This is a genomic window from Flavobacterium erigeronis (assembly GCF_054075165.1).
Window position 1 is genome coordinate 680135 of record NZ_JBSKGP010000001.1, and the last position, 22091, is coordinate 702225.

The 22091-nt window shown below is 36.5% G+C and carries 15 protein-coding genes; 8 read left to right on the forward strand and 7 right to left on the reverse strand.

Annotation, left to right across the window (positions count from 1 at the left end; all coding sequences use genetic code 11):
* Positions 1-94: 94 nt before the first annotated feature.
* From ACWA1F_RS02860 to ACWA1F_RS02880, 5 genes are all read right to left on the reverse strand, one after another.
* On the reverse strand, positions 95-1717 hold the full coding sequence (locus ACWA1F_RS02860) for an arabinan endo-1,5-alpha-L-arabinosidase (protein ID WP_456891428.1): 1623 nt from the start codon (positions 1715-1717) through the stop codon (positions 95-97).
* A gap of 10 nt (positions 1718-1727) precedes the next feature.
* On the reverse strand, positions 1728-3266 hold the full coding sequence (locus ACWA1F_RS02865) for an alpha-N-arabinofuranosidase (protein ID WP_456891430.1): 1539 nt from the start codon (positions 3264-3266) through the stop codon (positions 1728-1730).
* 54 nt (positions 3267-3320) lie between these two features.
* Complete coding sequence (locus ACWA1F_RS02870; protein ID WP_456891432.1) at positions 3321-4325, reverse strand: arabinan endo-1,5-alpha-L-arabinosidase; 1005 nt, start codon at positions 4323-4325, stop codon at positions 3321-3323.
* 121 nt (positions 4326-4446) lie between these two features.
* Positions 4447-6009 (reverse strand): RagB/SusD family nutrient uptake outer membrane protein, encoded by a 1563-nt coding sequence (locus tag ACWA1F_RS02875; RefSeq protein ID WP_456891434.1) that lies wholly within the window; start codon positions 6007-6009, stop codon positions 4447-4449.
* Positions 6010-6038: 29 nt separating this feature from the next.
* Positions 6039-9095, reverse strand: a complete 3057-nt coding sequence (locus ACWA1F_RS02880) for a SusC/RagA family TonB-linked outer membrane protein (RefSeq protein ID WP_456891436.1) — start codon at positions 9093-9095, stop codon at positions 6039-6041.
* A gap of 573 nt (positions 9096-9668) precedes the next feature.
* Between ACWA1F_RS02880 and ACWA1F_RS02885 the strand changes: the two genes are divergently transcribed.
* Positions 9669-10358 (forward strand): NUDIX hydrolase, encoded by a 690-nt coding sequence (locus tag ACWA1F_RS02885; protein ID WP_306154181.1) that lies wholly within the window; start codon positions 9669-9671, stop codon positions 10356-10358.
* A gap of 260 nt (positions 10359-10618) precedes the next feature.
* Here the strand turns inward: ACWA1F_RS02885 and ACWA1F_RS02890 are convergent, their stop codons facing one another.
* Positions 10619-11617, reverse strand: a complete 999-nt coding sequence (locus ACWA1F_RS02890; RefSeq protein WP_456891439.1) for a GntR family transcriptional regulator — start codon at positions 11615-11617, stop codon at positions 10619-10621.
* A gap of 101 nt (positions 11618-11718) precedes the next feature.
* Here ACWA1F_RS02890 and ACWA1F_RS02895 point away from each other — a divergent pair, with 101 nt between their 5' ends.
* The 5 genes from ACWA1F_RS02895 to ACWA1F_RS02915 all read left to right on the forward strand — a co-directional run bounded on the left by ACWA1F_RS02895 (position 11719) and on the right by ACWA1F_RS02915 (position 17992).
* Complete coding sequence (locus tag ACWA1F_RS02895) at positions 11719-12771, forward strand: aldose epimerase family protein (protein WP_456891441.1); 1053 nt, start codon at positions 11719-11721, stop codon at positions 12769-12771.
* A 30-nt stretch (positions 12772-12801) separates the two neighbouring features.
* A complete protein-coding gene (gene galK / locus ACWA1F_RS02900; RefSeq protein WP_456891443.1) occupies positions 12802-13962 on the forward strand; it encodes a galactokinase in 1161 nt (386 codons plus the stop codon).
* An 18-nt stretch (positions 13963-13980) separates the two neighbouring features.
* On the forward strand, positions 13981-15039 hold the full coding sequence (locus ACWA1F_RS02905) for a UDP-glucose--hexose-1-phosphate uridylyltransferase (protein WP_456891445.1): 1059 nt from the start codon (positions 13981-13983) through the stop codon (positions 15037-15039).
* Between the two features lie 250 nt (positions 15040-15289).
* Positions 15290-16975 (forward strand): sodium/sugar symporter, encoded by a 1686-nt coding sequence (locus ACWA1F_RS02910; RefSeq protein WP_306154172.1) that lies wholly within the window; start codon positions 15290-15292, stop codon positions 16973-16975.
* A 237-nt stretch (positions 16976-17212) separates the two neighbouring features.
* A complete protein-coding gene (locus tag ACWA1F_RS02915) occupies positions 17213-17992 on the forward strand; it encodes an SDR family oxidoreductase (RefSeq protein ID WP_456891447.1) in 780 nt (259 codons plus the stop codon).
* Positions 17993-18299: 307 nt separating this feature from the next.
* Here ACWA1F_RS02915 and ACWA1F_RS02920 read toward each other — a convergent pair whose 3' ends face one another.
* The gene (locus ACWA1F_RS02920) at positions 18300-19166 is read right to left on the reverse strand and encodes an AraC family transcriptional regulator (RefSeq protein WP_456891450.1); all 867 of its coding nucleotides are present in this window, start codon (positions 19164-19166) and stop codon (positions 18300-18302) included.
* 139 nt (positions 19167-19305) lie between these two features.
* On the opposite strand from ACWA1F_RS02920, the gene ACWA1F_RS02925 reads away from it, so the two are divergent.
* Together ACWA1F_RS02925 and ACWA1F_RS02930 are read left to right on the forward strand one after the other, a co-directional pair.
* A complete protein-coding gene (locus ACWA1F_RS02925; RefSeq protein WP_456891452.1) occupies positions 19306-20994 on the forward strand; it encodes a UxaA family hydrolase in 1689 nt (562 codons plus the stop codon).
* Between the two features lie 40 nt (positions 20995-21034).
* On the forward strand, positions 21035-21799 hold the full coding sequence (locus tag ACWA1F_RS02930) for an SDR family NAD(P)-dependent oxidoreductase (RefSeq protein WP_456891454.1): 765 nt from the start codon (positions 21035-21037) through the stop codon (positions 21797-21799).
* Positions 21800-22091: the final 292 nt, after the last annotated feature.

The following is a 22091-nucleotide window of genomic DNA, read 5'->3' on the forward strand; positions in this document are numbered from 1 at the left end:
TTCTACCTGCTAAAATGGTTCTCTCGCAGATTCTGCCGATTTATTTTTAAGCTCTTATACCTTTGGAATTTGGGATTTAAAAAAATTGGAATTTTTAGTTCACTTTCTTACCCCAAACCGCTAATCCTGCGCTGTTGATTCCGGTGTAGGTTAAAGTCACTTTTCTGGTGGCCGATTCCCAATCCCAGGCATCGACTACGTTGCATTTTACTCCGTTTATGGTGGCGATTTTTTTAGCAGGATCATACGACCAAGTTCCTGTTATGTCTCCACTTACTTTTTTATCTGCGGTTAGAAAAATCGTAACTGCTTTCTGCATGGTTTTGTATTGGTAATTCATCGTGATTTGTTCCCAAGTCCCTACCAGATTTCCTTCTGCAAAAGTCGTTGTCGGCACTCCCGCATAACGTTCTGGTTCTATTACAGGCCAACCGTCTTCTGTCCATTGAATTCCGTGAACGTGTCCCATCATAACCGCATTAGAAACTGCGATTCCAGCAACACCTTCAGGCAAACGCGCTTGAGAAGCATAATACCATTGTTTGGTTGTTGGATTTTGGAAAACAGCACAATGCGCAAATCCAACCCAGCCTGTATGATTTTTAAATTGATACGGATGTGTTACCAACGGAAAACATTCTGCTCCGTTGGTAATGCTCATTCCTGTATTGGTTACATAAGGTCCAAGAATATTTTTGGAACGCGCTACACGTGTGTTGTAAGCCACCGATAATTCGTCATAAGCCAAAAACAAATAATAATATTGTGTGTCTGGATTGTAGATGATTTCTGGTCCTTCAAGTGCTTGCCAACGGTTTGTGTTTACGTTTCCACGGCCTGCAATTCTTACTCCGTAATCGTCAATGGTTTTTAATTTATCTGGTTTTCCTGTTGTTGGATTTAGTTTTAAAGCCGCGATTCCAGAATGCCATGAACCGTAAATTAAGTATTGTTCGCCTTCTGGGGTTTCGATAAAACTCGGATCGATGGCATTGAATTTAAAATAAGCATCCCAATCGTTTCCTCCGTTTCTAACATAACTTTTTACGCCATCTGGTTCAGAACAAACGACCATTCCTTTGTCGACCCAATTGTTGGATGCCAAATCATCTGTTTCGGCTAAGCCAATAAAAGCGCGCTCTGACCAAGACGTGTTGGTGTCTGTTCCGACGATTGGATTTGTAACTACAATGCTGTAATACATTCTGAATTTGTTTCCGACTTTTCGAACACACGGCGCCCAATAACCATAACTTGGATTTTCGATTGGAGGAAGCGCTGGATTCATTCTCGCTCTTTTATTATTTAATGAATCTTTTACCCAAGCCGGAGCTGTGGTCATAGAAGATCCCATGAATTCCCAATTGATTAAATCTTTTGATCTTCTGTAGAAAAAATGTCCGTTGCCTTCATGCGCATTTCCGTATGAAGCATCGGTCTGATACATATAATAGTACTCTCCCGATTTTTCAACTGAAGGATCATGAACGTTGGCTAAATTCCATTGTGATCTGCTTGCCCAACTTGCAAATGCCGTATAATTGTCAGCATACGTTGGCCCGTTAAAAGTTGGCGTAACCACTGGCGGATTCACCACTGGGCCTGGATCTGGCGTTTCTGTCGCTGGATCATCTTTGGAGCAGCTTACCGCAATAAGTGCCACAAAAAAGAGTCCGATGTACGAAACTGTTTGGAGAATGAAATTGGATTTTTTCATCTTTATAAATTTATTTTCCTTCTAAAACAACTACTGAGAAAGGAGGAATTGTGATTTCAAGTTTTCCTTTTTTGTTTTCGAAACCTTTAAAAGTTGTTGGAACAATTTTATTTGGATTTTCGAATGAATTGTAATCTTGTAATTTGGCAGAAGTAATAATCGTTCCTGTGAAGTTTTTAACTCCTAAATCTTTTACATCAATTTCGATTTTGTTCTTATTTTTGGCATCCACATTCACTAAAGAAATATGAACCGCTCCATTTTTATCTTTTGATGCTGAAGCCGAAACTGCTGGAAGTGTTTCTCCGTTAAAAGTATAAGAAGGCGATTGAAAACTTACTGGCAATAGTTTAGCATCTTGATGCACCGCATACATTTTCATTACAGAATACGTTGGCGTAGTGATCATTTTGGCTTTATCAGTCAAAATAACGGCTTGTAAAACGTTCACGCATTGCGCTAAGTTTGCCATACGAACACGTTCTGCGTGATTGTTGAAAATATTTAATGTCGCTCCCGCTAAAACAGCATCACGCATGGTATTTTGCTGGTATAAAAATCCAGGATTTGTTCCTTTTTCTACTTCGTACCAGCCGCCCCATTCGTCTACAATCATGGCTACTTTTTTCTCTGGATCGTATTTGTCCATAATCGCAGAATGTTTGGTAACCAATTCTTCCATTTTTAAAGCGGATTGCATGGTTTTGAAATAGCCTTCTTCTGTAAATTCTCTGTCGCTTCCTTTTTTGCCCCAGTCAATTACAGCATAATGGTGAACACCAACTCCGCCTAACATATTTAACGGAATTCCTTTCATTAAAACTTCTGTCCAATTGTAATCAGAACTATTAGATCCTGATGCAATACGTGTGATTCCGCCGGTATTTTCCCAGTCCGACATGAAAGTTGCGTATTTGCGGTATTCGCCTGCATAGTATTCTGCGGTCATATTTCCTCCGCATCCCCAAGCTTCATTTCCAATTCCCCAATATTTTACTTTCCAAGGTTCTTTTCTTCCATTCTTTACACGCAAATCACTCATCGGACTTTTACCTCCAAAATTGGTGTACTGAACCCAGTCAGCCAATTCCTGAACGGTTCCGCTTCCTACGTTTCCAGACAAATACGGTTCTGCGCCTAGAAGTTCGCACATGTTCAAGAAATCATGCGTTCCAAAACTGTTGTCTTCTGTTGTACCTCCCCACCATTTGTTTACAATTGTTGGTCTTTCGTTTTGCGGTCCAATTCCGTCTTTCCAGTGGTAGGTATCAGCAAAACAGCCTCCAGGCCATCTTAAATTTGGAATTTTCAATTCTTTTAAAGCCTTTACAATATCATTTCTTACTCCGTTTGTATTTGGAATTTTCGAAGTGTCGCCCACAAAAAATCCTCCGTAAATACAGCGTCCTAAATGTTCTGCAAAATGACCGTAAATATTTTTGTCAATTGTTGGTGCATCAGCAGAATTTTTAATGGTTATTGTCGTCTGCGCGAAATTTAACTGACTACAAAACGTAATAAGAAATGAGATTAAAAGTGCTTTTTTCATAGTGGTTTTTGTTGTAGAGGAAAGTCCGAAAACTTTCCTCTGAATTTTAGTTTTTTAATAAGAAAGTGTTGGCCATCCAGATGACCATGTAAAGTATACGATTTCGAGTTTTGGGTTTCCGTTATCGGCTGCGTTGTAATAATGAACAGCTCCTTTTTGAGTTCCTGTAATTCTAGACAAATGTCCTGGCCCAACGTAATTGCCTTGTGAAGCCAAAACGGTTGTTCCGCCACCGCTTTTTAAAGAAACTCCATTTTTGTCTACAAAAGGTCCAAACGGACTTGTAGAGCGTCCGACAACAATGTAATAGGTACTGTTTACGCCATTGCAACAAGTGCCGCGGTTAACAAACATATAGTAATAACTTCCTTCTTTAATTAAACAAGGAGCTTCCCAAGATGCGCCGTTTCCGCCTGCAACAATAGTTCTACTTCCAATTGTTTTTCCTGTTGAAGGATTAATTTGAACAACGCCAATTCCGGCATGCCAAGAACCATAAGCCATATAAACATTGGAACCATCCACTAAAATTGATGGATCAATCGCATTAACATCTGAGGCTGATGAAGACGAAACTACGACTCCTCTGTCTGTCCAGTTTGTTCCTGCGCTTTGCGAAATGGACGGCGTCGTAACCAATCCAATTGCTGAAGTTGCAGAGCCAAATGTCGAGCAAGAATAATACATATTCCATCTGTTATTGAACCAAGCCACATCTGGCGCCCAAAATGTTTTTGTAAATCCTGGAACATAACCCGTAATCCAACTTGGCGTTGATGAGAATACTGATGTTCCCCAAGACCAGTTGATTAAATCTCTTGAATAAGTAACTGGAATATTATCTCCAGTGGTAAATACATAATAATTAACGCCGCTTTTTACAATCGTACTCGGATCGTGCGATGGCACATTTCCGCTGACTGTTTTAGCGGTTGAATTGGTAACCTGTGAATCCTGAGCATTTGCAGCTGTTGCTGTTTCCTCTGTTGGGACAATATCTTCATTTTGACAACCCCAAAATAATACTGCTAATAAAACCAAACTTGTAATTGTTTTCATTGTTCTAATTTTAGTTACTGTTAAAAATTACTTCTCTTGTATTCCAAATTCTAAGGCATAATATCATGTGAAGCGACAATTCTTCACATGATATTAGGTATCTAACTAACTCAAATAAATATTAATAACTGTCGTTTTGGATAGTTCCCGGATTGTTATCCATTTCTAATTGCGGAATCGGGAAATATTCTCTTCCTGCTGTATAAGAATTAAATTCGGCATCTCTTGCTTTCAGCCAAGCTAATTTAGCTGGATCTTGAAGCCATCCCCAACGACGGATATCGTCAAAACGGTGTCCTTCAAGAGGGAATTCTAAAAATCTTTCGTGGCCAATCTGTTCTCTCATCTGTGCTTGGCTCATTCCTGGTTTTACAGTTGCCAAGTCAGGAAGATTTACTCTGTTTCTTACCATTTGAATGTAAGTATAAGCTCCAGGAGTATCTCCTGTTTCGTTTAAACATTCAGCATACATTAATAGAATATCGGCATATCGCAATAAACGCTCGTTGATTCCAGAACGCCAATCGTATTCGTCTGCAAATTGTCCGTCAGAGTTTTGGTATTTTCTACAGAATAAATCGTTTAAATCGGCTGGGCTTGAAGCATAAAATGTAGCAAAATCTTTTCCGTACAATTGCATGCCGCCTGGTTTGTTGTAGAAAATAGTAGCTTCTAAACGCGGATCCTCTGCGCCAGATACCGTTTTTTCTTCTTTAAATTCATTAAATAATGCCCACGTCGGTTGTACGTCTGTCCATCCGAAAGCACGAGGTGCGTATGTAATTGCACGTGCAGAAGTTTTTCCCCAGCCAGAAGCAGGAGCACCTCCCCAACCTAAATCAACTCCGCCGGCATCTCTGCTAAATTGCACTTCAAAAAGAGATTCTGAATTGTTTTCGTTTGCCGTTGTGAAATTGTCTCTATAATTATTTACTAAAGAATAAACTCCTAAATCTATTACTTGTTTAAAAGTACTTTTTGCATTAGTAAAATCTTTAGTAAACAAATAGGCTTTTCCTAAATATCCTAATGCGGCACCTTTAGTCGCGCGTCCTTTTTGTCCTGCGTCTAATCCTGAAATACCAACATAAGTCGTTGGAAGCAATTCTGCAGCAGCTTTAAAGTCTGCAATAACTTGTGCCCAACCTTCTTCTTGTGTTTTTTGAGGATAGTAAACCGCTAATTCTGTTGGAAGCGGCACATTCTTAAATAAATTTACAGCGTGAAATAAATACAATCCTCTTAAGAAATAAGCCTGTCCTATAATTCTGTTTTTTAAAGCTTCATCTTCAAATTCAATTCCTGGAACATTTGTCAATACTTGATTAGCACGGTAAATACCTTGATAATAGGTTTCGTAAGCCCAACCATAAATAGCAGGATCTGCTACATTAGAGTTGAAATGTCCAACATTGTACATAGAACCCCAAGGGCTATTTGTACGAGAATCATCTGCTTTTACGTCCAGCAATAATGGCGTACTTCTCATGTAAGTTCCGTCTGTCAGTAAACTTCCGTAAGTTGCATTTACACCTTGCAGTGCATCTTCATCTGTTTTCCAAAAATTATCGACAGAATCATTATTTGGATCCAGTTGAGTCAAATCTTCGTTGTCCACACAGCTTGTTGTTACCAAGGCTAATGAAAGGAAAACGGTTATATAGCTAAAAATTTTAGATTTCATTTTAATACGTTTTAATGGTTAGACCTGGTTTAGAAGCTCACTTCTACTCCTAAAGAAATTGTTCTCGGATTTGGAAAAGATCCTGCATCATATCCTCTTGAAAGCAATCCGTCACTGTTAAAGTCAGGATCGTATCCTTTATATTTAGAGATAATCAACAAGTTTTGACCATTTAGGTAAACCTTAGCTTTTTCAATAAATTTATCCTTAAGCGGAATGTTATAACCGATTTCCATTGTCTGCAGTTTCAAATAATCACCGCTTTCAATAAATCTGTTTGAATCTCTAGCATTTCCATTTGGATCTCCAATAACTGGAGCCGGAATATTGGTATTGGTATTAGTTGGAGTCCAATAATTTAATTCGTCTGTATGATGGTTCGTGTATTGACCAATCATTAAGTTGCGGTACATGGCATTAAATACTTTATTTCCACCAGCTCCCTGCCAAAACATGGAGAAATCGAAGTTGGAATAAGAAGCGCTGAAATTAAATCCGAAGCCATATTTAGGAATCGTTACGCCTTGAAACGTTCTATCAGCATCAGTTATAGCTCCGTCACCGTTTACATCTCTAAATTTCACATCTCCAGGAGCTGCGCCGGTTTGTGTTGGAGAAGACGCAACCTCAGCCGCATTCTGGAAAATTCCGATCGCTTCCCAAGCAAACATTTCTCCTACCGATCTTCCTACTTCCGTTTTAGAAACTGCTCCGTAAATAGGGTTTCCGTTTACACCGATTTTAGTCACTTCATTTTTAAGTGTTCCAAAGTTGGCAGAAATATCATATTTAAATTTATGATGATGATTGCTGTATGACGCTGTAAACTCTACACCTGAGTTTTTCATTGATCCTGCATTTGTTGTCACACTTGCCGGAAATGCTCCTGTAGAAAACGGAAGTGGAACTCCTAATAATAAATCATCTGATTTTTTAATGAAATATTCTGCTGTAAACTGTAAATCATTATTGAAGAATCCTAACTCGATTCCAACATTTGAATTCGTAGATTTCTCCCATTTCACATTCGGATCCAATGCCGCTACTACCGTTGTTCCTGGAGCAAGCTCATTATTAAAATCATATCCTGCAAAACTGTTTACTGTCGAAGCAAAGAAATATTGCGAAATAGTGTTATTCCCTAAAGTACCATAACCTCCTCTAAGTTTAATATTGCTCATCCATTCTGGCAATGTCCAGAATTTCTCATTGCTAAGTTTCCATCCTCCTGAAAAAGAGTAAAAGTTTGCTGAATTATTTTTTTCGCTGAAAAGCGATGTTTTATCTTGTCTAAAATTCGCTTGCAACAAATAACGGTCATCATAAGCATAATTTAATCTGCTGATATAAGATACTCCAGTAATTGTAAATTTATACTCAGATGCATTTCTAGCATCTGCATATTGAAGCATTGGAATGTCGTTTGGAGTAAAACCTACACCTCTCATATTATACCTATGATAATCTCTTTTTTCTTGAATCCAACCTGCAAGTGCATCAATTTTGTGTTTGCCTAATGTAACTTCGTAAGTCAGTAAATTGTTCAAAAATGTTCTCAATTCATTTCCAGTTTCAACATCTAGAGAAGCTTCATCATTTGTAGTAATATAATACCAACCTAAATCACTTGGCGGAATAAACTTTCTAGTTTCCCAATCTGTTCTGTCATAACTTACGTCTAATTTGTATTTAAGACCCTTTACAATTTCAACTTCTCCCCAAACGTCTCCAATGAAACGATTTCTTTTTCCGTTGTTGTCAATTAAATTGTTGTATCCAATTGGGTTCATCGAAATAGCTCTCTGAGTCAAGTTATCTGTACCTCCATAACCTCCAAGTCTATTGGAATCGTAAACTGGCATAGTCGGAACCGCTCCTAAAATGTCACTTACAACAGTTTGTCCAGCATTGTATTCATTAAAAATTTCTTTATCAGATTGTGTATAGGCTATTTTCGCACCATATTTAAATCTTCCTTTTTTACCATTCAAATTTAAATTGGTTGACAATCTCTCATAATCTTGAGGCGTTTTGATGTAGCTTGTATTTTTAAAATAATCCACATTAAAACTATAGGCAATACTTTCTGCACCACCAGTAAATGTAAGAGCTTGATTTTGTACAACACCCGTCTGAAAAGATTCTTTCTGCCAATCTGTGTTTACATTTGATATATACGAAGGACTGTTTGGGTCATTTCCTGGCGCAATACTTACAGGAACTCCTGCTCTAATATCTCTGTTTCTTTCAGCTTCACTAGTGATTTTCTGATATCCTACGCGATCTGTAACATCCCATTTTTTAGCCACATTTTGAAGACCTACAATCGACTTGAATTTAATATCCATTTTGCCTTGTCTGCCTTTTTTAGTCGTAATAATTACGACACCATTGGCACCGCGAACACCATAAATAGCAGCAGACGAAGCGTCTTTTAAAACCTGCATCGATTCTATTTCTCCTGGAGCAAAGTCGTATGGAGAATCGACCATGATCCCGTCAATAACAAACAACGGATTATTGTTACTAAATGAAGTTATCCCTCTAATTTTTACATTGACAAAACCTCCCGGTTCTCCCGAAGACTGTACCGTAACGCCTGGCACTTGTCCTTGAAGCATTTTGGCAGCATCATACGTAACTACTTTTTTAGCCGATTCTAGATTAACAACACTTACAGAACCCGTTAAGTCCGATTTCTTTTGAGTTCCGTAACCAATAACAACTACCTCATTAAGTTTATTGGTGTCTTCGCCCAAAGCCACATCAATTTTAGACTGGCTTCCTACGACTATCTCTTTGTTCTGAAATCCTATAAATGAAAAAACTAAAACATCATTTGGCGATGCTTTAATCGAATACTCTCCGTCAAATCCAGTTGCAGCAACTGTTTTGGTTCCTTTTATAATAATGTTTACACCCGGCAAAGGAAGATTGTCTTGCGCCGATGTTACAACCCCTGTAATCGTTTTGCCTTGAGCAGACAACTGATTTACAGAAAATAATAGCATTAATATTGCTAAAATCCAGTTCGTTTTTGGCAATAGAAAATTGCAATACAAAAGTAATTTTTGTTTTGTAATCATAATGGTTTAGTTAAGATTGGTTAGTGGTTTTAGTTAATAAGTGTTAATCTTACATTTGTAAATTTAACTAAAAAAAAACCACGTAAACAAATTAATATCACAAAAAAAGAGCTGAAAAAAAACACATATCGCAAATTAAGTGTTGAATTAACATTTAAAAATTCATAGTTTTTTCAAAAAACCAGTCGTTTTTTAAGTTTTAATTGTGTAAAAAATACACTTTTAATGAAAAAGTCGTTTTTTAATCAAAAAACGACTCCAATAAAAAATTGAAGAAATATTCTGTTTTTTAATGTTTTGAATGGAAAAAAATGATATTTTTGTAGGTAAAGGATTGTTTATTTTAGATCGTTTTTGACTAAACAGAACCTTTTTTTACAAAAAACTATCCTTGACTGTCCTGTTTTTTTCTTAAAAAAATCTTAAAATGGAGATTTGTGTGTTATTTTTGTGTAAAATCTAACTTTTTTAACTTTACATTTGAGCAGTTATTTATGTAAGTGTAAAATCTACATTAATAAATTATGATAGCTTTTAAGAAGTTCATATATTTACCACACCAAATTAATATATATGCTAAATAGTTATAGCTCTGCTGATAAAGTTTTACTGGCAGTAGACTGCATCATTTTCGGATTTGACAATGACGGTCTGAAAATACTTCTTATTCAAAGAGATTTTGAGCCTGAAAAAGGAAAATGGTCTTTGATTGGAGGATTTCTAAAACGCGATGAAGTTTTAGATGCTGCCGCAACCCGAATATTAAATACATATACAGGTCTTAACGATATTTACATGGAGCAGTTGTATGCTTACAGTGAAATTGATCGTGACCCGGTAGAAAGAACCATTTCGGTTTCTTATTTTGCTCTAATTAATATAGAAAATCACAATGCAGAACTGATCCAGAATTATCATGCAGAATGGTTCCCAATTAATGATGCGCCAAATTTAATTTTCGACCACAACGAAATGGTGCAGAATGCGATTAAGAGACTTCGATACAAAACTTCTATAAAACCAATTGGTTTTGAACTGCTTCCTGAAAAATTCACCATGCGCCAGCTTTTAGAATTATATGAAGCGATTTTGAGCAAAGAATTGGACAAAAGAAATTTCATCAGTAAAATAAATTCTCTGGAAATCTTAAATAAACTAGACGAAAAAGACATGCAGTCTTCTCGCAAAGGTTCTTATTTATATACTTTTAATAAAGAGAAATATGAAGAAAAATTACTTAACGATTTTGTTCTTAATCTTTAATTTTTTTTCAACACATAGAATCATAGTTTTACTTTGTCTACAAAAGGCATTTCATTTGTTTAAATACACATAGCTATGTGTTCAAATCTAGATTTGTTTTTTTTCTTTAGATGGTCCTAAAATCTATGCTTCTATGTGTTTAAGTTTTCAACACTCCCGATTGTCAGGCTGAGCGGAGTCGAAGCCCGGTTCCTATTGGAGCGCCCTTCGACTTCGCTCAGGGTGACAAACTAAATTTCTATTCGTGGCAAAAAAAAACATCACAAAGAATTCCGCATAATAAGAGCAGATCTGTTTTCGATCTGCTCTTTTGTTCCTTTTAGAACCATATCGGCTAGAATTTTTCCCATCAATTCAAAATTGGTCGAGATCGTTGTAATGCCATTTGCCGCAATTTTCTTCAATGGCGTTTCATTATAAGATATAATTCCGAAGTCTTCTCCGAGTTTTAAATTTCGATTAATGGCATTTTCTATAACCAAAAGCAGATCGCGGTCGTGCGGAATAATGTACAAATCTCCCAAAGCAATAGACTGATTGCTGAAATCTGAGATAATTTCATACTCAAAACCATACGTCTGGCAAAACGATTCAAAACCTTGTTTCATTCCCAGAGGCTCTCTAAAACCAGAAAAAATCAAAATCAATTTCTTGTATTTTGACAATCGAGATTTGCCTTTCATCAAACCTTCATAAATATCTTTTTGATGATTCTGGTAAATCGCTGGGAACATTTTCAATTCCGAATTGGTCTGATCCAAAATAATTACGTCGCCTACTGGTAGGGTTTTTATAGAATCGACGATATCGTTTAAGTTCGTCGGCATGATAATATATTTGGTATAATTCCCATTGCTGTCATTTAGCAGTTTTTTGAAAACCTGAACATTAAAATGATGAAAGAAAATATCGACCTGAACATTTTTTCCGATATTTTTTAAAAACGAATTATAAATGTCTTCTTTGAAAATATTCAATTCGTCAAAAAGCAAAAAAACCTTCTGAGTTATAGTGATTTCAACGCTTTTAACGTAATATCCCTTTCCAGGAATGGCATAAATAATTCCCCTTTTCTTCAATTCGTCATACGCCAGCAAGACCGTATCTCGAGACAAAGAAAAAGCCAAACAAACTTTATTGACCGACGGAAGCCTGTCACCTTTAACTAAATTCCCCTCTTCAATAGCTTTTTCTATTGAAAGAATAATCTGCTTATATTTTGGCAGACCGATATTATTTTGAATTGAAATGATGCTCACGATAAAGTCATTTTGACTATTAATATTAAAAACTGGTAGGTACTGGTATGCAAAAATAATAAATGTTTCTATTTTTGGATTTCACTTTTGGTAAAATTTTTATGGAAATAAAACACATATCGCATTTAAAGGAGAATCCTAATTGTAAATTGTTTGGTTTAATGCCTAATAAGGATGAAATTTATTCAATTGATCTAGTTAACAAAAACGGAATGAAAGTTCAGATCATCAATTATGGTGCAACGGTAACTTCGATCCAAATTCCGTTAAACGGAAAACTGGTAGATGTGGTTTTAGGTTTCGATAATATAGAAGCGTATTTAGAATCTTATAATTTGCCAAGTGCTCCTTATTTCGGAACTACCGTTGGGCGTTATGCAGGACGTATTCATAAAGGTGCTTTTAGCCTTAATGATATCGAATTTAAACTTGATGAAAACAATAACGGAAATACACTTCACGGCGGAGACATGGGATTTGGAAGAAGAATCTGGAATGTAGCAAATGTAATTTCTGGAGAAAATTCATCTGTTACTTTTAGTCTCTTGAGCGAACATTTAGATGAAGGTTTTCCAGGAGAAATGACTGTTTTCTTGACGTATACTTTAACCGAAGAGAACGAATTAAAGCTAGAATATAAAGCAACCTCAACAGAAGATACCGTTATCAACCTAACGCATCACAGTTATTTTAATCTTGACGGGCACGATGCAAATGTTTTAGAACAACAAATGTTTATCAAATCGGCTAAAATGCTGGAAACAAATCCAGACAATATTCCAACTGGAAATTACACCGATTTAACCAATCATAATTTTGATTTCAGAACGCCAAAAAACTGTCCGTTTCCTATTGACAATTCTTTCGTAGTCAATTCTAAAACAGAAATTGTGGCACAGTTAATCAGCTTAAAAAATAATCTACGAATGAATGTTTACACAGATCAGCCAAGTGTACATATATATGTAGGCGGAAATTGTTTCGGAAAACTAAAAGGAAAAGAAAATGTAGATTACAATGCACAAAGCGGAATTTGTTTTGAAACGCAAAATTTCCCAGACGCTCCAAATCATGCTCATTTTCCAAATGCTGTTTTGAAAAAAGGAGAAGAATACACTCAGAAAACGCTTTACAAATTTGAAAATTTAAATTAACCAAAAAACCACAATACAACTAACTATATAATGAATGATATTTTAATACAGAATACCACTGCTTTTTTTGAGAAATCTTTCGGAGCTTCTCCAGAAAAAACGGTACTTTCTCCAGGCAGAATCAACATCATTGGAGAACATATTGACTACAATGACGGTTATGTTTTACCTGCCGCAATTGACAAGATAATCTGTTTCGCTTTCGCTAAAAATAATACCAAAACTTCAAAAGTGATTGCGATTGATTTAAACAAAGAATTTGAAATCGATCTGACTCAAGAAGTAAAATTGAGCGATGTTGTTTGGACCAATTATATTCGTGGAGTTATCAAACAATTGCAGGATAATGGCTTTTCGTTTGAAGGTTTTAACTGCGTTTTCAGCAGTAATATTCCAGTTGGTTCTGGATTATCTTCTTCGGCAGCTTTAGAATGCGGAATGATCTTCGGAATTAAATCTCTTTTTGATTTAAAATTGGAGAAAAAAGATATCGCATTATTAGGTCAGAAAGCAGAACACTGGGTTGGAATCAACTGCGGTATTATGGATCAGTTTTCTAGTGTTCACGGACTTGAAAACAAAGTTATTCAGTTAGATTGCAATACTTTAGATTTTGAATATCACAACGCCGACTTCAAAGATTATTCTCTAATTTTATTTGATTCTAATGTAAAACATTCGCTTTTTACATCAGAATACAATACGAGAAGAATTGAGTGCGAAGAAGGTTTGTCAATCATAAAAAGCCATTTTCCAGAAGTAAAAAGCTTTAGAGACGCAACCGAAGAACAGGTTTTAAGTCTAAAAGACAAATTTTCTGGAAAAGTTTTCAGCAGAGTTCATTTCGTAGTAAAAGAAATCAATCGTGTGATCAAGGCTTGCAAAGCTTTAGACGCAGGAAATATCGAACTTTTGGGCGAATTGCTTTTTGAAACACACTATGGTTTATCTCAAGAATATGAGGTAAGCTGCGAAGAATTGGACATGTTGGTTGATACCGCAAAAGAAGATGAAGCCATCGTTGGTGCCAGACTAATGGGCGGCGGTTTTGGCGGCTGTACTATCAATTTAGTTAAAAAAGGACACGAAAATGAGGTAAAACGTAAGTTCTCTAAGCTTTATTTAGATACATTTGGAATTGAATTAAAATTCTATGATGTAAAAATCTCAAACGGAACAACGCTACTTTAAAAACCACAACACACTACAATGAAAAATTTTGACATTAACGAAGATCCGCACAGACGCTTCAACCCACTAATTAACGAATGGGTCTTGGTTTCTCCTCACCGTTCAAAACGCCCTTGGCAGGGACAAAACGAAGTTATTTCTACCGAAGAACTTCCGCAATACGACCCAACTTGCTATTTATGCCCAGGAAATGTTCGCGCCAACGGAGCGCATAATCCTGCTTACGAAAACAGTTTTGTTTTTGAAAATGATTTTGCGGCAATGAAGCAGGACGAAATTATTTTTGAAGACGATATTAAACATACTTTTTTTAAAGCTAAACCAGAACAGGGAATTTCGAGAGTGGTTTGCTTTTCGCCAAGACACGATCTAACATTGCCAGAAATGGAAATTGCTGATATCGAAAACATCATTAAAACTTGGCAGAAAGAATATACCGATTTAGGAAATATTAAATTCATCAACCACGTTCAGATTTTTGAAAATAAAGGAAGCGTTATGGGTTGCAGCAACCCGCACCCACATGGCCAAATTTGGGCGCAATCGTCTCTTCCAACTCAAGTTGAAAAAACGCAAAACAGCTTAAAATCATATTTCGATAAAAATGACAGAACATTATTGGAAGATTATGTCAAAGCCGAATTAAAAGTGGGCGATCGTATTGTAATCGAAAATGATCATTTTGTAGCATTAGTTCCTTTCTGGGCAATTTGGCCTTACGAAACTATGATTGTAAGCAAAAGAGCCGTAAACAAAATCACCGATTTTACTGCTGAAGAAAGTACCGCTTTCGCGAAAATCTTAAAGCAGCTTACCACGAAGTACGACAATTTATTTAATACTTCTTTTCCATATTCTTCAGGAATTCACCAATCGCCAACAGATGGGTTGCTTCATCCAGAATGGCACTTTCACATGCACTTCTACCCACCGTTGTTAAGGTCGGCAACTGTAAAGAAATTTATGGTTGGGTACGAAATGATGGGAGAATCTCAACGAGACATTACTCCAGAAAAAAGTGCCGAAATCTTGAGACAACTTTCGGATGTGCATTACAAAAGTCTGGTAAAAGCGTAAGAGTAAGTGTTGGAATTTAGTCGAAAATCAAAAATTTAACACAATTTGTTATTAATAAATGTAAAAAACACATTTACTAATGGCCGATTTCTAAATTTTTATTTTACATTTGGCTTCTGCTTTTATTTTCGCAAAAAAATAACAGAAATAAAACACATCTTTCATTTTTAACAAGATTAAACAACATAAAACCAATTTAGAACCACATAAACAAACAACCCTATAATAATTATTTAAAATACTACTAACAATGAACCAAAACCTTGCTGTCGCAGATTATGCGGTTTTTATTATTTATTTTATCGTAGTTTCGGTCTACGGTTACACGGTTTACCGCAAACGTAAACAGGACGAACAAGATGCTAAGGCTTACTTTTTGGCTGAAGGAAATTTAACTTGGTGGGCAATTGGTGCTTCTCTTATTGCTTCTAATATCTCTGCAGAACAATTCATCGGAATGAGTGGTGAAGGTTTCTTTTTAGGAATCGCTGTTGCTGCTTACGAATGGCTTGCTGCCGTTGCTCTTATCATCGTGGCGGTATGGTTTATTCCTGTATATCTTAAAAATAAGATCTACACGATGCCTCAATTCTTAAAAACTCGTTACAACGAATCTACTGCTTTGATTATGGCAGTTTTCTGGCTGTTTTTATACGTTTTTGTAAACTTAACTTCTATTCTTTATTTAGGAGCTGTTGCCATTAACGGTCTTGCTGGTGGAGAATATCTGCACGTAATCATGTTAGGATTAGCCATTTTTGCTTTATTTATTTCTCTTGGAGGAATGAAAGTTGTGGCTTACACAGACGTTATTCAAGTAGCCGTTTTAATTATCGGAGGTTTGGTAACTTCTTATATCGCTCTTACAACTGTTGGAAGTGCTTTTGGAGTTGGTGAAAATGCAATTGCTGGTTTCAAAGTGTTAATGAAAGAAGCGCCTGAGCATTTCAAAATGATTATTCCAAAACCGACTGCAACTTCTTCGCAGTTAGAAATCGATAAATATTTAACTTTCCCAGGATTGTTATCTTACGCTGCTGGTATCTGGATCATCAACTTAAACTACTGGGGATGTAACCAATACATTACACAAAGAGCACTTGGAGCAGATTTGCAAACAGCTCGTACAGGAATTTTATTTGCTGGTTTATTAAAATTATTAATGCCGCTTATCGTAATGCTTCCTGGAATTGCTGCTTACGTTCTTTACACAAACGGACAATTGCCTCAATTGGTTGGAGGAAAAGATGGTGCTTATTCTGCCATTCTAACATTCCTTCCAACAGGATTAAAAGGACTTTCTGTTGCGGCTTTAACTGCTGCAATCGTAGCTTCTTTGGCTGGAAAAGTAAACAGTATCTCAACAATTTATACATTAGATATTCATAAAAAATACATTCAAAAAGATGCTGGAGAAAAACAACAGGTAAACATTGGTAGACTTGCGGTATTTGCTGCCATGCTTTTAGCGGTATTATTTACATGGAATGACATCTTAGGAATCGGTGGTGTTGGTGGATTTACATACATCCAAAAATATACTGGATTCATTAGCCCTGGAGTTTTTGCTATGTTCTTCTTAGGTATGTTCTGGAAAAGAACTACAGGAGCAGCAGCTATCGTGGGTGTAATTTTAGGATTTGTATTATCGGTTTTATTCAACGAATACGCTCCTGCATTATTTGGAAACGACACACTTTTATATACAGCTTACCCTAACGGAAAAGGAGCTTTCGAAATTCCATTCCACATCTGTATGGGATTATCATTCTTATTTACAATGATTGCGATGATTCTAATCAGTTTCGCTGGACCAAAAGTAAACCCTAAAGCATTCGAGACTGAGCCTGGAATGTTTAAAGTTAAACCGCAGACAACGGTCTTAATCGTAATCACGATGCTGATCATTATCGCGCTTTATGTTAAGTTCTGGTAATAAATATCAGTTCTAATTCTCTCTATTTTTACAGCTGTTGTTTGTCATGAACAACAGCTGTAAATTTTTAAAAGAGTTTTGTTTTTTTGCCACGAATTGTACGAATTTCGCTAATTTCTTTTTTAAATTATTTTAAAATTGGTGCAAATTGGTGTAATTGCTTCGCCTGTTCGCTATCGCTTGAGTCGTGGCAAAAAAAACTCGAACTTAAACAGTATTTAAATTAAAATAAAAATCATGCAGTTATCATTAACCCAAAAAATCATCATCGTTACGGGCGGTGCAAAAGGAATCGGTTTAGGAATTGTTAAAGTTCTGGCCGAAGAAAATGCGATTCCGTTTATCGTAGGACGTAACGAAAATGACAACATCAAAGCCGTAGAAGAATTAAAAGCCATTGGAAAAGAAGCGCATCAAGCTGCTGCCGACTTAACCAAACCAGAAGACTGCAAAAAAGCCGTTGAAGCCGTAATTGCCAAATTCGGAAGAATTGACGGATTGGTAAACAATGCCGGAGTTAATGACGGCGTTGGACTAGAAAACGGAAATTATGAAGATTTCGCTGCTTCGCTTCACAAAAACTTGGTTCATTATTATTTAATGGCACAGCACGCGCTTCCGTATTTGAAAGAATCAAAAGGTGCAATCGTAAACATCGGTTCTAAAACTGCTGAAACCGGACAAGGCGGAACCTCAGCGTACGCTGCTTCAAACGGTGGACGAAATGCTTTAACCAGAGAATGGGCGGTTGAATTACTAAAATACAGCATTCGTGTAAACGCTGTAATCGTAGCCGAATGTTACACCCCACTATACGAAACGTGGATCAATACTTTTGAAAATAAAGAAGAAAAGCTGGCAGCGATCACGAAAAATATTCCCTTAGAAAACAGAATGACAACCGCTGAAGAAATCGCTAATATGGTGGTTTTCTTATTGTCTGAAAAATCAAGCCATACTACTGGACAGATTATTTATGTTGATGGTGGTTATACGCATTTGGATCGATCTATTTAATTTTTTTTACAAATTTTTTTCGCCACGACTCGAGCGACAGCGAATAGGCGAAGCAATTCACGAATTTTTTTTCACGCAGATTGAGCAGATTTACTTAATGATCTAATTCGTGAAATTCATCATTTTTCGCCACGAATTCACGAATTGCGATTGAAAAAATTCGTGAATTCGTGGCAACTTTTTTTAGCATTCCAGTTTGTCAGGCTGAGCGGAGTCGAAGCCCACGTCCAATTGGAGCGCCCTTCGACTTCGCTCAGGGTGACATAACTAGAATTAAAAATCCTTTTTAATCCTTTAATCTGTGGCATTAAACCAAAGCATTACTCTTAAACTCCGTAGGCGTAATTCCTTTACACTTTTTAAAAAGTTTATTAAAATTGGATGCCGTTTTATAACCACATTCATAAGCAATCTCAGACATACTTTTATCCGTTTCCAACAACAATTTACAAGCATTCGAAATCCTGATTTCATGCAGGTAATCCATGAAATTTTTCTTGGTTTTGAGTTTGAACATTCTGCAGAAAGACGTCCTTGTCATATTCGCGACAGCGGCAATTTCTTCTAGGGAAATATTCTTTTTATAATTTTTATTCACATATTGAAAAACCTCCGAAATGCGATCCGTTTTAGAATCCTTTTGCATTAAAGAATAAATTTCGTCGTTAATGTAAATCTTATCTGGACTATCCGAAAGAATCGATAGAATTTCGAAAAGTCCGACAATAACTTCGAAGTCTTTTTTGGCGACTAATTTTTCTAGTTTTTTGGCAATCTGTTTATTCGTTTTTCCAATAATTGAGATCCCTTTTCCTGCTTGCACAAAAAGCTCATTTATTTTTTGAGTTTCCTGAAGTTCATAAAAGGCAGATCCGAAAATATCTTTGTTGAAATACACCACAATCGAATTGGCTTTCAGCTCATCAATTCCCTGATAATATTTCTCGTCATTCAGCCAGACATGCGGAATATCTGAACCTAGAAAAATCATATCACCAGGCTCAAAAGGCATAACCGAATTTCCAATAATTCGCTTTCCAAAACTCTCTTTCACGTACACCAATTCCAATTCTGGATGCGAATGAAAAGGCGACTGAAAAAACGGCTCAATCCGATTCAAAACTGAAACTTTGGAGTTGAGATACGACGTTATTTTGGTTTGCTCTAATTTCATATTGCAAAGATAATAAAAGATTACACAATGATAATATTGGGCTAATAACCAATGCTTAAAAAAACTACTTTTATTTTTCGCTTATCTCTCATTTTTTTAAAGAAAATCAGGCTTTTGAATTGATTTAAAATCACGAGAAATGGCATCAAAAAAAGAAAAAAAACAACAAGCAATGTCTGAGAATAATACAAAAAAACTGGTTGTAAAACTACATCCGGATGATAATGTTTTGGTTGCCCTGACCGATCTTCAAAAGGGAGAAACCATTCATTTTGAAAATGAATCTTACCTTTTAAAAGACCTCATCAAAGCGAAACATAAATTCTACATGCAGGATATGAAGCAGGGAGAAGAGGTAAATATGTATGGCGTTTTGGTTGGAAAAGTACAGTTTGATGTACCGCAGGGAAGTTTAATGACAACCGAAAACCTAAAACATGCGGCAGATCCTTACGCGTACAGAAATGCTTCTTACGAATGGACCGCACCAGATGTTTCTAAATTTGAAAACCGAACTTTTAAAGGTTATAAAAGAAAAGACGGACGCGTTGGAACTGCCAATTACTGGCTTTTTGTACCAACTGTTTTTTGTGAAAACCGTAATCTTGACGTAATCAAAGAAGCGCTTCACAAACAATTGGGTTATGCGGTTACAGACAAATACAACCAATTTACGCACGAATTGCTGGAAGGTTATTTGAACGGAAATGACATTAATGATATTAATATTGAATTGAATCCAACACCAAAAAACAAACGTGTTTTTGAAAATGTCGACGGAATCAAATTCTTAAATCACCAAGGTGGTTGCGGCGGAACGCGTCAGGATGCTTCTACTTTGAGCGCTTTATTGGCTTCTTATGCGAATCATCCAAACGTGGGCGGAATTACACTTTTGAGTTTAGGATGCCAGCATTTACAAGTTCAGGATTTTGTAAATGATGTTAAAAGACAAAACCCTGAGTTTGATAAACCGTTGTTTATTTTTGAACAACAGCAAACCGAAAGCGAAGAAGTTCTGATCACCAATGCTATCAAAAAAACTTTTGAAGGTTTAATCGAAATCAATAAATACGAAAGAACCGATGCTCCTTTAAGCGATTTATGTATTGGTGTAAAATGTGGCGGAAGTGATGGTTTCAGCGGAGTTTCTGCAAATCCTGCTGTGGGTTATACTTCTGATTTAGTTGTCGCTTTAGGCGGAAAAATTCTTTTGGCAGAATTTCCAGAATTATGCGGCGCTGAACAGAATTTAATTGACCGTTGTGTTACCGAAGACAAAGCCAGAAAATTTATCGATTTGATGGAATCTTACGATGAACTGGCACATAAAGTGGGTTCTGGTTTTCACATGAATCCTTCGCCAGGAAATATCAAAGATGGTTTAATTACCGATGCTATCAAAAGTGCGGGTGCAGCCAAAAAAGGCGGAACTTCTCCAGTAATTGACGTTTTAGATTATACCGAATTGGTTACAAAACCAGGTTTAAGTTTGGTTTGTACACCAGGAAATGACGTGGAAGCTACAACAGGAAAAGCAGCTTCTGGAGCAACACTTATTTTGTTTACAACAGGTTTAGGAACGCCAACAGGAAATCCGGTTTGTCCTGTAATTAAGGTTGCGACCAATTCTGTTTTGGCAACGAGAATGAAAGACATTATCGATATTGACTGCGGACCAATTATCAGTGGAGAAAAATCTATTGAAGAAATGGGCGAGGAAATTTTAGAATACTGTATCAAAGCGGCAAGCGGCGAAATTATTCCGAAAGCGGTTCAATTAAATCAAGACGATTTTATTCCTTGGAAACGAGGCGTATCTTTATAATCTCATTTCAATTAAAAATAAATTATTAAACACATATAATATGTTTTCATTACAAAATAAAAAAGCCATTATCACAGGCGGCGGAAGCGGAATCGGAAGAGCGATTTCGGTTCTTTTTGCAAAACAAGGAGCTGAAGTTCACATTTTAGAATTAACAGAAGAAAGTGCAAAAGAAACAGTTGAAGAAATTAAATCGGCTGGCGGAAGTGTTTTTGCTCACGCTTGCGATGTTTCAAATCACGAACAAGTAAAATCAACTTTCGAGAAAATCGGAAACATCAATATTCTGGTAAACAACGCTGGAATTGCTCACGTTGGAAAAGTGGACACTACTTCTGAATCTGATTTTGACAAAATTATGAACGTAAACGTGAAAGGTGTTTACAACTGTCTTCACGCTTCGATTCCTGCATTGAGAGCTTCTGGAGGTGGAGTAATTTTGAACTTAGCCTCAATCGCTTGCTGGGTTGGAATTCCAGATCGTTTTGCTTATTCTACTGCAAAAGGTGCAGTTATGGCGATGACTTTGTCGGTTGCAAAAGATTATTTGAACGATAAAATCAGATGTAATTCGATTTCTCCTGCGCGAGTTCACACGCCTTTCGTAGACGGATTTATTGCTAAAAATTATCCAGGGAAAGAAGAAGAAATCTTCGAAAAATTATCTCAATCACAGCCAATCGGAAGAATGGGTAAACCAGACGAAATCGCGACTTTGGCATTATTCCTTTGCAGCGACGAATCGTCTTTCATCACGGGTTCTGACTATCCAATTGATGGTGGATTTATAAAATTGAATAACTAAAAAGAAATAGCCACGAATTGCTTCGCCTGTTCGCTATCGCTCGGGTCACGAATTTATACAAATTATGATTCGTGAAATTCTAGGTGATTTTATTTCACGAAGATCTCACGAATAATTGAAATAAAAATTCGTGAATTCGTGGCGAAAAAAATATAAAGCCACAGATTTAAAGGATTAAACAGATATACACTGTTTTGTCAGGCTGAGCGTCCCGAAGTTTCGGGAGAAGCCCATTCCAATTGGAGCGCCCTTCGACTCCGCTCAGGGTGACAATCTAATTCATAAATCATTT